Origin of the sequence: Paenibacillus doosanensis, from assembly GCF_025060755.1 — a bacterium.
Classification (GTDB): domain Bacteria; phylum Bacillota; class Bacilli; order Paenibacillales; family NBRC-103111; genus Paenibacillus_S; species Paenibacillus_S doosanensis.
Window position 1 is genome coordinate 1 of record NZ_JANYUY010000033.1, and the last position, 14,048, is coordinate 14,048.

The window sequence follows — 14,048 nt, forward strand, 5'->3', positions numbered from 1 at the left end:
CCTGAATTTCGAAAGTACTGCGCATTAAAAACATAAAAAGGGCTCCAAATCTTTGGTAGAATGGTGTTTGTCCAGGACAACATCACCCAAAGAGAGGAGCACCTTTTAGGTGAAGTCTACCACACCGGTCAGCAAAATCAAGAGCGAATTTTCGCTGCAGAACGCCACGAGTTTCGGCGGCGTCAAAATCTTTTTGGCCTATCTCGAAAAAATCAAGCTCGCCGAGGCCATGCAGCGCCTTTCCGGCGGCAAAGCGCACAACGCCATTTTTCCTGTTCATCGCATCCTGCTCTATCTAATGGTTGGCTGGATGCTGGGCTGCGGGCGTATTTTTCATTTCCGCAAGTTACAGCACGATGTGTCGCTTTCTTGGCGGTCGCCTACCGCATCATAGCTTGCTGTATAAGGAGCTTGGGAGACTTGGCCGGTCGTGTCCGTCACTGCCGGATGAACTGCGGAAGCTGAATCAGGGGATCATCGCACCTTGCTTGCCCCATGGCCTTATTCTCGATCTGGATTCCACGGTGGAAACGGTCTACGGCGATCAAGCCGGCGCGGCCAAGGGCACGAATCCGCACAAGCCCGGACGAAAAAGTTACCATCCACTGCTGGCCTTTGAAGGAAAATCCCGCTTGAATCTGAATGCCGTCCTGCGGCCAGGTAACACGCACTCTTCTACGAACGCCGCTGACTTTCTAAAACAAACTTTCGATCTGCTCGGCGAACGCAAAGTGAAGTATGCCCGATTTGACAAGGGCTTCGGCGGCGAAGACTTCTACCGACTTTGGGAAAGCAACAACATTGGCTATGTCGGCAAACTCAAGTGGACAAAGCGTCTGGCTAAAGAAGTTCGGGCCTGCCGCTATTGGACTCGCTATGTCGACGAAGAGTGGATCATCGAAGGCATTACCCTAATCTACAAAGCGACGTCTTGGACAAAGTCTCGGTGTATAGCGATTATTCGCAAAACCCAGGTGTTCGAACACGGCCAAGGGCGCATTGTGTTCGATGAGGACTGGCAGTATGAAGCCCTTGTAACCAATCTGGAATGGGCACCGATTGATTTGTGGCGCTTCTACAACCAGCGCTGCTGTATGGAAAACTACATTAAGGAAGCGAAGAACGGCTTTTCCATGGACCGCATCGCCACCAGCGAATTTGAAGCCAACACGCTCGACCTCCTGATTAAGCTGCTGTCCTACAACTTGTTCGAACGCTTCAAAAGCGATTGCTGCGAACCGGTACATCAGCGCTATACGATTGCCAGATTCCGCTTGGAGTTTTTTCATTGCGCAGCAACGCTCGTTCGGCACAGTCGATCAGTTGTGCTCAAGCTGATCAAGGATTTTGGCAACCAACACGCTTGGAAGCGTATCGAAGCTAAAGTGGTTCAATTAGAATGACACTTCCCAACATTTCACATGGAAAACGAAAGTGCCTCTTCACTGGGGAGGGGGCACTTATCCTCATGTGGCTAAGTCGTTCAAATCCCGCTGGCACTATCTCCATTTTTTTACTTTCAGTGAACCGCTCATCGAAATTTTCCGCCGCATTCTTATGCGCTTTCGAAATTCAGGTTTAATTGTGCTCGGGGCCGTATTCTTTGTTCGCTCGACGGCCTTCTGCTTCGCTCAAATGCTCGGCCTCCGGCTATCGCCCTATTTCATTATTGCCGTCGCCGCAGCGCTCCCCTTGCTGCTGATGAAAGCCAATATGCCGTTTTTCTTTTTCAAATATTCGTATTGGCTCGGGTGCTATGCTTTTGGGATCATCGTGCTGTTTCCGCTGTGCTTGTACGTATGGATGGCGATGAGGGGGAAACGGGGATGAAGCGCCGGTCGCTGCTTCTGCTGCTCCTTCTCGCTGTAGTTGTCACCGGCGGCTGCGGGGATGTCAAACAAATTAATCGCATCACCTTCGTTACCGTGCTTGGCATCGAATCCGCGGAAAAAGGCGTGCGCGTGCACGCCCTGTCGGCCATACCGAGCCGCTATGCCTCCCTGGCCCCTTCCGGAGGAACATTGACGGGCAAAGGGTCTCCCAATTTCATCATGACGGCGGAAGGATATACGATCTCCGACGCGCTGTATCAGCTTAAACGCAAATCGGCCCGCGACATTCAATACGGCCACACCAAAGTGATCCTTTTCTCCGGCGAGCTGGCCAAAAAAGGATTGTCCGAGCAGCTCGACTTCCTGATGCGCCGCGACGAAATCCAAAAGATCGCCTGGGTGGCGATTACCAAAGGAAGCCCGGAACATATTATCCGCGCCAAAGCTTCCGTCCCGGAATCTGTGGGCGACTGGATGGTCGATGTGTTCTCCGGAGCCGGATCGGACACTTTCGAGGTGCTGCCGATCTATTTGTATCAATTTTACAGCGGGACTCTCAATCCGGGTTCCTCGCCGTATTCCATGGTATTAAGCCGTTCGGGAGAAGAAACCGCGCTGCAAACCTCGGAAATGGCTCTGTTCGGCAGCGACCGGCTCGTCGGCTATATTCCGTCGAACGATGTGAAATACGTGTCTCTGCTGCAAAAAAGAAAGCTCGCTTCCACCACCTTCACGCTGGAGAAAGAAAAGCTTTCGTTTACGCTGCTGAACTATAAGAGCCAGGTCCAATGGAAGCGGGACCGGATGAACGTCGAGCTGCTGCTCAAGCTCGATTTGGATCAAACCGCCCGGCTGTCCATCGATTCCAAGGCCGAGCTGTTAGAGATTGAGAGCAAGCTCAGCCGCCAGGTTGAGAAAGAGCTGTCCTCGCTCGTCGCGAAGCTGCAGGACATGCGCTCCGATCCCGCCGGTTTCGGCGAAGTATACCGGGTAGCTCACGGAGGCAAGCTGGATAAAAAAGAATGGCTGAGCAGCCTCTTTCCGGATCAACGGGTTGAGGTTCATGTTAAGACCAATATTCAACGCAAGGGCATGATCAAATGAATGACGCTGCGCATAACGTCAAGAACAGTCCGCCTGCATCTGCCGCCGCTTATGCCGGCGGCGCCTCTCCAGCGCCCTGCCTGCGGCAACCACCGAAGCCCCCAGCAGCAGCGGAATGGCCGTATGAACCGCCGGGCTTAGCGAATGGACCCATTGCGCGACCGTATCGTCGCTTAGAATCATCTTCCCCGCCGTGTACCCAAGCAGCCCTACTCCAAGCAGCACAATGACCGGGAAGCGGTTCATCAGCTTCATCAGAAACTGGCTGCCCCAAATAACAAGCGGGATGCTGGAGGCAAGCCCGAGTCCGATCAGCAGCAAATTGCCGGATGCGGCTCCGGCAACGGCAAGTACATTGTCCAGACTCATGACCAAGTCGGCCGTGATGATCGTTCTGACCGCCGCGCCCAGATGGCGGCTGGACGCCGTTTGCTCTTCGCGCTCGTCGTTCATCAACAGCTTGAACGCAATCCAGAGCAGCAGCAATCCTCCGGCCGGTTGGACATACGGAATTTGCAGCAGCCATGCGGCTGCGAAAGTGAGTACGACCCGGAGCGCGATCGCCCCTCCGCTTCCAAGAAATATAGCCTTCCTCTGCTGCTCCGCCGGCAAGTTTCTGCAAGCGAGCGCGATTACGACCGCGTTATCGCCGCTCAAGACGATGTTGATCAACATAATTTGCGCCAGACCAAGCAGCATCCACCCTACATCCATAACGGCAGCATATCCTTTCCTATTTCATCTTTCGCCGATTCGGTTACCGGCTTATCCGTGCGCCGAAAATATTATATTCATATGGATTTTCCCGGTAAAAAAGAATACCCTTTCAAGAGAAAACCGTCCGATAACGATGTCCGGCTATCCTTCCTCGTTAACGAGCACGTTCCGGCCGCGCAGCTTGAGAACAAGCGGAATCGCGATCCAGAGCAGTCCGATCAATAAAAAGACGAGCGAAACCGGCTTTTGCAGAAAAATCATAAAGTCGCCGTTCGAGATCGTCAGCGCCCGGCGCATATTGTTTTCCATCATCGGACCGAGAATCAGCCCCAGCACTAACGGCGCCAGCGGGTAGTCGTTCTTGGACAAGAAGTAACCGGCAAGGCCGCACCCCATAATGAGCAGCAAATCGAACGTCGAATACTGCACGGCATACACGCCGAACACCGAGAACACAATGATAAGCGGAAGCAAATACCGGGCCGGCGTCTCGATGACTTTGGCGAATACTTTGACCAGCGGCATATTGAGCACGAGCAGCATCAAATTGCCGACGAACATGCTCGCGATGACGCCCCAAGCCAGCTGCGGATGATCCTGGAACAGCAGCGGGCCCGGCTGTACGTTATACATGATGAAAGCGCCCATCAGAATCGCCGTCGTGCCGGACGACGGAATCCCTAGGCTAAGCAGCGGGATCATCGCGCCGCCCGATGCGGCGTTGTTCGCCGATTCGGGGGAAGCGACTCCCTCGATGGCGCCTTTGCCGAACTTCTCCGGGTGCTTGCTGATTTTCTTTTCCACGATATAGGCGAAGAAGGAAGCGAGAATGGCGCCGGCGCCGGGCAGCAGTCCGATAAAGAAGCCCAGAATCGAGCCTCGGGCGATCGGCGCCGCGCTGTCTTTCAGATCTTTCCTTGTCGGCAAAATCCGGTTGATTCTGGCAAGCTCCCCGTCGCCGGCTTCGCGCTCCAAGATCGTTTTGAACACTTCGCCGACGGCAAACGTGCCGACCGCGATCGTCAGAAATTCCAGCCCTTGATACAGTTCGGGGATATTAAACGTAAATCGCTCCACTCCCGAGACGCTGTCGATGCCGATCGTAGCCAGCAAGAGACCGAACGCCGTCATTATCAGCGCTTTGACCATCGATTTGCCCGCCAATCCGCTGATCGCGAGCAGCCCCAGCACCATCAGCGAGAAATATTCCGCCGGCCCGAACTTGACGGCTGCCGCCGACAGCGGGCGGGCCAGGAAGATCAGCCCGATCAGCGAGATGATGCCGGCCGCAAAGGAACCGATCGCCGAGATGGCGAGCGCCGCGCCCGCCCGGCCCTGCTTGGCCATCTGGTAGCCGTCGAGCGTCGTGACGACCGACGAGGACTCGCCCGGGGTATTCAGCAGTATGGACGTCGTCGAGCCTCCGTACATCGCTCCGTAATAAACCCCCGCCAGCAAAATGATCGAGCTTGTGGCCGCTTCCTCCGGCGCCAAGCCGCTCGTTATCGTCGCCGTAATCGGAATCAGCAGCGCGACCCCGCTCATCGGGCCGATCCCCGGCAGCACGCCGACGACCGTCCCGATCAATACTCCTATGAAAACAAATACCAGATTATGCCACTGCATCGCCGTGCCGAGACCGTGCAGCAAATACTCGATCGTGCTCATGTTTCTCCCTCCTGCCAGCCTATGCTTCAAGCATACGCTTCATCCTTTTGCATGCGATTACGATAAGCCGAGCCATGCCGGAAACCCGGGAAGCGAACCGTCCAGCACATTGACGTACAAAAAGTACACCCCGTAGGAGAACGCCGCCGCAATCAGCAGCGAAACCCAGATTCGTCCTCTTTGCATCGTTTGAAACCCGATCAGCAAAAACAGGAACGTCGAGATGACGAAGCCGATGTCTTCGAGGAAGCAGGCGTACAGCACGGCCGCCGCGAAAATAACGGCGAACCGCTTGTAGTCCAGATTGTCCCGCTTCTTCTGCGCCCGCTGCTTGCGGAAGCTTTCGTAGATCAGCCGCAGGCTCAGCAGCGATAAAGCAATCCCGAGCACCATTGGAAAAATGTTCGCTCCGACATTGCTGCCGTAGGCGCTCGTCGATATGCTGCGGCTTCCGATCGCGAAGACGGCGCCGACAGCGAGAAAGACGATGCCCGCATAACGGTCGAACGTATGGTTCATTCCCATCCACTCCTTACTTTTGCATGCCCAAAGCGGTCAAAATATCTTTGACCTGCGCCTCTTGCGCCGTTAAATAAGTCTTGAAGTCGTCCGCCTTCTTATATTCGGTCTCCCAGTTGTTCGCCTGCATTTCTTTCTTCCACTGCTCGGACTCGACCATCTTGTTAATCGCCTCGTCCCAAAACTTCCTGGCGTCCGCGCTCATTTCTTTCGGTCCGAAGATGCCGCGCCAGATCAGAAATTCGGCGTCGACGCCCTGCTCCTTCATCGTAGGCACGTCCTTCATGCCGCCCCCGAGACGCTGCGGCGCCGCTACGGCCAGCACCTTGATTTTGCCCGCCTTCAAATATTGATCGAGCGAGGAAGCGTCTGTGCCGAGGACATCGGCATTGCCGCCGAGCAGCGCGGTGATGGCTTCTCCTCCGCCGTCGTAGGATACGTACTTCACCTTCTTCGGATCGATGCCGTACTTGAACGCCGGGAGAATGGAGACGAGATGATCCATCGAACCCGGAGCGGAGCCTCCGGCGACGGTCAGCTTGGACGGGTCCGCTTTCATGTCGTCGAGCAGCGACTTCAGATCGTTGTACTTGGAACCGGCGGCGACGGCGATCGCTCCGTAATCTTTGGTCAACTGAGCGAGCGGCGTCGTATCCTTGTACCCGAACGGCGTGTTGCCCTCCTTCTTCAAATTGTTGATCAAAATCGGCGGCGAGCTGACGAACAGCTTATAGTTGTCTTTGACGTCCTTGGTTGCGTACTCCGCCATGAATACGGTGCCGCCTCCTCCCGGCTTGTTCTCTACGGTGACCGGCTTATCCAGCGCTTTGGTTTCCGCCAGCACCTTGGCGATCGTGCGGGCGGTCATATCCCAGCCGCCGCCCGCGCCGGAAGGCGCGATCAGACTGACGGCCTTCTCCGGGTATTTGGATGCGGCAGGCTGCGCCGTACTCTTGCCGTTCTCCGCGCCCGAGGCGGCCGGCTTGGCTCCTCCGCCACAGGCGGCAAGACTGACGGCAAGCAGGCTGACGGCGGTAACTTTCAGGGAAGCTGCCCAAACGTTTTTCATGAAATGAACCCCTCCGATAATTTTTAATTTTTGAATGCGCTTTCTTTTGAGATAACGCTTTCAGAATACCACCGGGTTCTTCGTTCGAACAGTTTAACGAAATTAATGATAATAACTCCATTGTGTCGATTTTGTTCATATTGTTCACGGCGTTTCCAGGCTTCATTTCGTCAAAATGACAGCGCTTTATGTTACAATAGACTTCGCTGCCAGGTCATCATCTGCAATTGCCCGTTACACATCCTGAAATATCATGCGGGAGGATTCGATTCCATGCGGTTGCAAACCAAGCTTATTCTCATCATCTGTTCTCTGCTTTCTCTGGTGATCGTAAGCCTCGGCGGTATTTTCTACTATATAACGACCTCGGTATTCGAGGACCAGATCGGCACCAGGGCGCTCCAGGTGGCGGAGACGATAGCGCTTATGCCGGAAATCCGCAAAGCGTTCGGCGAACCGAATCCTTCGGAGATCATCCAGCCGATCGCGGAAAGCATCCGCGAGAAAATCGGCGCCGAATATATCGTCGTCGGCAACCGGGAAGGCATTCGCTATGCGCATCCCGTAGCCGATCGGATCGGTAAAGAAATGGTCGGCGGGGATAACGGGCCGGTGCTTGCGGGGCATTCGATTATTTCCGAGGCTATCGGCTCCTTGGGACCCGCTCTGCGGGGCAAGGCTCCCGTCTTCGACGATAACGGCGGCGTCATCGGCATCATCTCGGTCGGCTTTCTGACCGAAAATATCGACCGCATCGACGACATTTACCAGGAACGGGTCGAATGGATTACGCTCCTCCTGCTCGCCGTCGGCATCGCCGGCTCGATTCTGATCGCGCGCAGCGTGCGGCGCTCCATTCACGGTCTGGAGCCGGAAGAAATCGGCGCGCTGTACACCGAGAAGCAGGCGATTCTGGAATCGATCCGCGAAGGCATCATTGCCGTCAACGGCAAAGGCGTCGTCACCCTTGCCAACCGGTACGCGCTGCAGCTCCTGCAGCTGCCTGAGCACGAGACGATATCCGGCAGGCATATTGAAGAAGTGATCCCGAACACCCGGCTGCTTGAGGTCGTTCGTACGGGGCAATCCGAAACGGACAGAGAGATGCTGATCGGCGACCGCGAAGTTGTCGTCAACCGCGTGCCCATCGTCGACCGCAGCGGCCAGGTGACCGGCGCCGTATCCAGCTTCCGCAGCAAGTCCGAGCTGTACCGGCTGGCCGAGGAGCTGTCTCAAGTGAAGCGGTTCGCCGAGTCGTTAAGGGCGCAAACCCATGAGTTTTCCAATAAATTGTACGTGATCTCCGGACTGATTCAGCTGGAGTCGTACCAGGAAGCGGTCGAGCTTATCTCTCGCGAGGTCGATGTGCATCAAAATTTCGTGCAGTTCATTATGCGGGAAATACCCGATCCGATGATCGGCGGGCTATTGATCGGCAAGTACAACCATGCGCAGGAGCTGAAGCTGAGCTTTGAAATCGATCGCGAGAGCTCCTTCCGCGATATTCCCGAGCAGGCGGACCGCAACTTGCTGGTCACGATTATCGGAAATCTGATCGACAACGCCATGGAGGCCGTACTGGCCTGCGAGGGCAAGCCGGATAAGCAGGTCAAATTGTTTTTGACCGATCTCGGCGACGATCTCATTATCGAATGCGAGGATAACGGCGCAGGCATTCCCGAAGAGGCTGCCGGCTCCATCTACGATAAAGGATTTTCCACCAAACGGGGAGAGCACCGCGGCATCGGTCTGGCGCTTGTTTCGCACGCGGTCGGCAAGCTGAACGGATATATTACGTTCCATAGAAATCCTTCGGGAGGCACGCTGTTTACCGTTGCCATTCCGAAGCGACATCAGCCTTCGGCAGGGGGGATGTAACGATGACGGCTCCAGCGAACATAACGGCCGTGGAAGTGCTGGTTATCGAGGATGATCTGCGAATCGCCGAAATCAACCGCAGATTTATCGAGAAGGTCGAGGGCTTTACTGTGGTCGGCATTGCGCCCGACGAGGCTCAGGCGAAGGAGCAATTGGACATTCTGCGCCCTTCCCTGGTGCTGCTGGATATTTATTTGCCGGGAACAAGCGGCCTCGACTTGCTGCAGTATATCCGCCAGCATTTCCGGGACACCGATGTGGTGATGATCACCGCGGCCAAGGAGGTCGACGCGATTCGGGAAGCCGTGCGCGGCGGCGCGTTCGACTATATTATGAAACCGCTTATTTTCGGCCGCCTGCAGGAGACGCTGCTGCGTTACCGGGAATTTCACCGCGAGCTGAATCGGCTGAACGAGACCGGCAGCATTAGCCAGAGCGATGTCGACCGGCTGCTCTCCGGCAGCATGAAGAAGGAAGCGGGATCAGATGCCGGCTTTCTGCCCAAAGGCATCGACAAGCTGACGCTCGTCAAGGTGACGCAGACGATCTCTCAAGCGCCCGACGGATTAACGGCGGAGCAAATCGCCAAAATGATCGGAGTCAGCCGCTCGACCGGGCGGCGTTATCTGGAGCATCTGGTTCATCTGGGCGATGTGTACGCCGATCTCTCTTACGGCGTCGTCGGCCGGCCAGAAAGGGTGTACCGGCCGACGAGATAGCCGCGGACGCATTCCGCGGCATTCCCGGACGTTTGACGCTTGGGTCTTCGCCAAGGCCGCTCGCGCCTTCCGTATAAAGCGGCAGGCATGCCCCGACTCATTACGGCGTGGAGCGGCTTCTTTTTTTCGCATACAGACCGATGCCGAAAAGGAGCACGAACACGGCAGCGCCGGCGATTCCCTAGCGCAGCGAGCCCTTCCGCACTCCGGCGTAAATGCCGCTCACGGCGATCGTATACGGCAAAATGCCTACGGCCGTCGTCCAAATAAACGCCCAAAGTCTGACGCTCAACAAGCCAGCGGTGTAATTGACGACATGATAAGGCACCAAAGGTACGAAGCGGAGCAGAAGCAGGCCGAACGACTCGCGCCGCCGGATCATCCGCTGCACCTTGTCGAGAAAAGGACGGGCCATCGGACCGAAAAAAGGCTTCGTCACCCATTTGGTCAAAAACATCGCTCCGACTGCGCCTAGCACGCCTCCGGTCCAGGAATACACTCCGCCCCAGACCGGTCCGTAAATTTCCATAAGCACGATGGAAGTAAACTCTCCGGGCACCGGCAAAATATTGACGATAATCTGGACGCCCACTCCGATAGCGATGCCCAGCGCCCCCATATGCCTGATGCTCCCGAGCAGCCGCTGGGCTTCTCCGATGCGCAGCAAATAAATATACCCCGCGACGGCGAGGACGATAAACACTGCGCTGATCAGGCTGACGAGCTTCGCGCCGGATGACGGCTGCCGCTCTCCCATGGGATCGATCACCTCGCTTCAGGAAATGGTTGCCGCTCCATTCATAAGGTTTCCTGATTTAGGCAACTTCATTCCCCGCTGCGTCCCGATTCTCGCTATGGCTCCAGCGGCACGGGCGTTCCGGCTTCCTGAAAGCTTGCAAGCAGGCATTCCTTCTCTCTCTCCAGCCGCCACAAACGGTAATAATAGCCTTCAAGCCGCAGCAGCTGCTCATGCGTCCCGCGTTCCTTGACTTCTCCCTGATGCATCACGATAATTTCATCCATCCGTTCGAGCCCTGACAGCTTATGCGTAATCCAGACGACGGCTTGCCGCTTCCAGACCGACTGCAAGTTGTTCATGAACGCTTCCTCGGTCAGCACATCCAGTCCCGTCGCCGGCTCATCCAAGAGCAGCGCCGGGGTCCGGCGCAGCAGAGCCCGGGCCAGACCCAAACGCTGGCGTTCGCCTCCGGACAGCAGGCCGCCGCGCTCTCCTATCAGCGTATCGTAGCCTTGGGGCAAGCTCATGATCGTATCGTCGATCAGCGCAAGCCGCGCCGCCTCCCGCAGCTCGTCATCCGTCGCTTCCGGTCGCCCGAGCCGCAAATTGGCCGCAACCGACGCCTTGAACAGCTGTACCTCCTGGGAAACGACCGCATATTGGGAACGAATGAACGCTTCCGGCAGCTCGCGAAGCTCTCGCCCGTTCATGCGAATCGAGCCTTCGGCATACTCCCGCAAGCCGAGCAGCAGCTGCAGCAGCGTGCTCTTGCCCGCTCCGCTCTCCCCGACGACGGCGATCCGTCTCCCCGGCTTCAAGCTCAAGGTAACATCGCGGACCGCATAATCCCGCCCCAGTTCGTACCGGAACGATACGCCGCGCATCTCGACCTCCCACTCGCCTTGGTCTCCGCGCATGTCGGGCGCAGCAGAAGCGACGGAAGCGGCAGCGGCGGCCGGCGCCTGCCGCTCCGGAGGGTTCGCCGCCGCAAAAGCCCGGTTCTCCTCCACGACGCGGAACAGCCGCGAAGCCGCGGACAGCGTATGGCCCAATTGCTGAAATGCCGCTGGAAGCGGTACAACGGCTTCGAAGCAGGCCAGCGTCATCAATATCAGCGCCGGGATGTACACCGGCTCCAGCCGTCCCATCCCGGTGAAATAGACGGAAGCCGTCAGCACGAGCCACATGCTTACATGCGCCGCGCCGAGCATCGCTCCGTTCACAGCTGCGCCGGCCCGGTTCAAGCGCATCTGCTGCCCGTTCACCTGCGACTGCAGCCGCATAATGTCCTCCAGCCGCTCCTGAGCGCGCCCGAACACGAGCAGATCCTTCATGCCGAGGAGCAGATCGCTCGTCTGAGCGTACATCATCGCTTGGCGGCCGGCGATCGCCCGTCCCGGCTCTCTGCCCAGCCTGGCGCTGAGCCATGGCAGGCCGATGCCGGAGAGCGCCAGCATCGCCAGCAGAACGAGCCCGAGCCGCCACTCTTGCGCGGCGAGCAGGAAACAGCCCAGCGCGCCGGTTATGAGCGCGACGAGCGGCGGAGCCAGAACGCGCAAATACATATGCTGCAGCTGCTCCACGTCGCCGACGAGCGTTTGCAGCAGCTCGCCGCTGCGCCGCCGCTCCAGCAGCCTGACTCCCGCAGGCTCCAAGCTCTCGTACAGCCAGACGCGTACCCGGTGCAGGACGCGGAAGGTCAGATCATGCGACACCAGCCGTTCCAGATAGCGGAAGGCGCCCCGGGACAAGCCGAAAAACCGCACGCCCACGATGGGCACCCACAGCAGCAGCACCGACTCCGGCCGCAAGGCGGCTCTGGCGATCAGGTAGCCTGACGTGCCCATAAGACCGATGCTCGCCGCTATCGTCAGGCAGCCGAGCAGCACCGCCGTCAGCAGCCTGCCCCGGTACGGGCGCAGGAAAGAAAGCGCGCCGCGCCAAGCGTCCTGCCGGTCCCGCCAAGGGGCCTGCCGCTCTTCGCCGACATCGGTCCGCCCGCCTTCCCGCTTCAGGTCCGGCCCCTCGCGCATATCGCTTCCCGCTTCCATCTGCGGCGGCGCAGCTTTGCGGCCGCTCGTCTCCCGCTCCAGCGTCCGCATCATACGCGCGTACATGCCTCCCGCGGCCAATAGCTCGGCCGGCGAGCCGATTTCGGCGATACGTCCGCGGTTCATGACGATGATGCGGTCCGCATCCCGCACCGTCTCCAGCCGGTGCGCTACCGTCACGGACATGCGGGTCCGCAGATGCCGTTCCAAGCCTTGCCGGACGATCGCCTCATGCCGCAGATCCAGGCCGGAGGTCGGCTCGTCGAGCAGCAGCAGCGGCGCGTCCTTCAGCAGCGCCCGGGCAATGGCGACGCGCTGAATCTGCCCGCCCGACAAGGAAGCGGCTTCGCCCAGCAGCGTGTCCAGCCCGTCCGGGAGCTGCCCGATGAAATCGACGCCCGCCGCTTCCAGCGCGCGAGCCAGCCGCTCCTCGTCGACGGGACCGTCGCAGCCGAGCGTCAAGTTATCCCGCAGCGTGCCGTAATACAGCTTCGGATTCTGGTTCACGCTCGACAGCCGGCTCCGCCATGCGTCCAGCGGCAGCTCCGCCAAGTCGGCGCCGTCCATCCGCACGCTGCCGCCGGTCGGAACCGCGAAGCCTTGCAGCACGTCGAGCAGGGAACTCTTCCCCGAACCGGTCGGGCCGATAACGGCAATGCGCTCTCCCGGCTCCAGCGTGAAGGACACGTTCGACAGCGCCGGCACCGAGCTGCCGGGATACGTCAAGCTGACATCCCGAAACTCGATGCGGCAGCCGCTCGGCTTGCCGGCGGGCAGCGGCTGTTCCCGCTTGGAGCCGACGGATGTCTCCGCCTCCAGAATGCCGATGATCCGGGACGCCGCGGCCATCCCGTTCGTGCTGGCGTGAAACTGCGTGCCGAGCGCTCTGACCGGAGCGTAGAACTCCGGAGTCAGCAGCAGCACGAGAAACGCATGCTCGAAGCCGATCTCTCCGTTAATCAGCCGCAGCCCGAGAAACACCGCTACGATCGCGGTGCTCAGCGTTGCGAACAGCTCCATGACGAAGGATGATAAAAACGCGAGCCGCAGCGTGCCCATCGTCGTCTTCCGGTACTCCTCGCTGATGCGCGAGATGATCTCAATCTGCGCCCGGCTGCGGCCGAACATCTTCAAGGTCGGCAGTCCCCGCAGCACGTCCATGAAATGCCCGCCGAGCTGTCCTAACCGCTCGAACTGCCGCTGCGCTTTGGATTTGGCGGCGAGTCCCACCAAAATCATGAACACGACGAGCAGCGGCAGCGTCACCGCCAGCACGACGGACGAAATCCAGTCCAATCCGGCGACGGCGCAGAAGATCGCGGCCGGAATCAGCATGGACAGAGCCATCTGCGGCACATAGCGCGCCAAATAAGCCTCCAGCTGCTCCACTCCCTCGTAGACGGTTCCGAGCAGCTCCCCGCTGCGCTCGCCTTTGGCGTAACCCGGCCCCAGCTCGACCAGCTTGGCGAGCAATTGGCGGCGCAGATCGCTCTTGATGCGCATCGCCATCTGGGAGGAGACGTACTCGCTCGCCGTCTGGACGAGCGCTCTCAGCAGTATCCACCCGAGCAGCACAGCGAAGACCGGCGCCAAGGCCGAGAGGCCGAGCCCATTCAGAAAGGCTCCGTGAACGAGACGGGCCAAGCTGACGGATTCAAGGATCATCAGCACCCCGCCGATGACGCTGAACCCGATGCCGGCCAGCAGCAGCTTCCGGGTTCCTTGCACGCGGTCAAGCAGTTTTTTCATCAT

General features: G+C 58.4%; 10 protein-coding genes and 1 pseudogene. 5 read left to right on the forward strand and 6 right to left on the reverse strand.

Going from position 1 to position 14,048, the window contains the following annotated elements; translation table 11 throughout:
• The first annotated feature begins 109 nt into the window (after positions 1-109).
• The 3 genes and pseudogenes from N0M98_RS21210 (at position 110) to N0M98_RS21220 (ending at position 2,936) form a co-directional block, all read left to right on the forward strand.
• Positions 110-1,403: pseudogene (locus N0M98_RS21210) on the forward strand (IS1380 family transposase).
• A 67-nt stretch (positions 1,404-1,470) separates the two neighbouring features.
• A complete protein-coding gene (locus N0M98_RS21215) occupies positions 1,471-1,830 on the forward strand; it encodes a hypothetical protein (RefSeq protein ID WP_259619064.1) in 360 nt (119 codons plus the stop codon).
• The gene (locus tag N0M98_RS21220) at positions 1,827-2,936 is read left to right on the forward strand and encodes a Ger(x)C family spore germination protein (protein ID WP_259619065.1); all 1,110 of its coding nucleotides are present in this window, start codon (positions 1,827-1,829) and stop codon (positions 2,934-2,936) included. The genes N0M98_RS21215 and N0M98_RS21220 overlap by 4 nt, the downstream gene beginning before the upstream one ends.
• Before the next feature lie 18 nt (positions 2,937-2,954).
• Here the strand turns inward: N0M98_RS21220 and N0M98_RS21225 are convergent, their stop codons facing one another.
• From N0M98_RS21225 to N0M98_RS21240, 4 genes are all read right to left on the reverse strand, one after another.
• Positions 2,955-3,650: a TerC family protein gene (locus N0M98_RS21225; protein WP_249864434.1), complete on the reverse strand. Its 696-nt coding sequence runs from the start codon at positions 3,648-3,650 to the stop codon at positions 2,955-2,957.
• 144 nt (positions 3,651-3,794) lie between these two features.
• The gene (locus N0M98_RS21230) at positions 3,795-5,321 is read right to left on the reverse strand and encodes a tripartite tricarboxylate transporter permease (protein ID WP_249864435.1); all 1,527 of its coding nucleotides are present in this window, start codon (positions 5,319-5,321) and stop codon (positions 3,795-3,797) included.
• A gap of 57 nt (positions 5,322-5,378) precedes the next feature.
• Positions 5,379-5,840, reverse strand: coding sequence for a tripartite tricarboxylate transporter TctB family protein (locus N0M98_RS21235; RefSeq protein ID WP_249864436.1), 462 nt, complete (start codon positions 5,838-5,840; stop codon positions 5,379-5,381).
• Positions 5,841-5,853: 13 nt separating this feature from the next.
• Complete coding sequence (locus N0M98_RS21240; protein ID WP_249864437.1) at positions 5,854-6,909, reverse strand: Bug family tripartite tricarboxylate transporter substrate binding protein; 1,056 nt, start codon at positions 6,907-6,909, stop codon at positions 5,854-5,856.
• A 273-nt stretch (positions 6,910-7,182) separates the two neighbouring features.
• On the opposite strand from N0M98_RS21240, the gene N0M98_RS21245 reads away from it, so the two are divergent.
• Together N0M98_RS21245 and N0M98_RS21250 are read left to right on the forward strand one after the other, a co-directional pair.
• On the forward strand, positions 7,183-8,787 hold the full coding sequence (locus N0M98_RS21245) for an ATP-binding protein (RefSeq protein WP_249864438.1): 1,605 nt from the start codon (positions 7,183-7,185) through the stop codon (positions 8,785-8,787).
• A gap of 2 nt (positions 8,788-8,789) precedes the next feature.
• Positions 8,790-9,506 (forward strand): response regulator, encoded by a 717-nt coding sequence (locus N0M98_RS21250; protein WP_249864439.1) that lies wholly within the window; start codon positions 8,790-8,792, stop codon positions 9,504-9,506.
• A 181-nt stretch (positions 9,507-9,687) separates the two neighbouring features.
• Here N0M98_RS21250 and N0M98_RS21255 read toward each other — a convergent pair whose 3' ends face one another.
• Positions 9,688-10,263, reverse strand: a complete 576-nt coding sequence (locus N0M98_RS21255; protein WP_259619066.1) for a TVP38/TMEM64 family protein — start codon at positions 10,261-10,263, stop codon at positions 9,688-9,690.
• Positions 10,264-10,358: 95 nt separating this feature from the next.
• A complete protein-coding gene (gene cydD, locus N0M98_RS21260; RefSeq protein WP_259619067.1) occupies positions 10,359-14,048 on the reverse strand; it encodes a thiol reductant ABC exporter subunit CydD in 3,690 nt (1,229 codons plus the stop codon).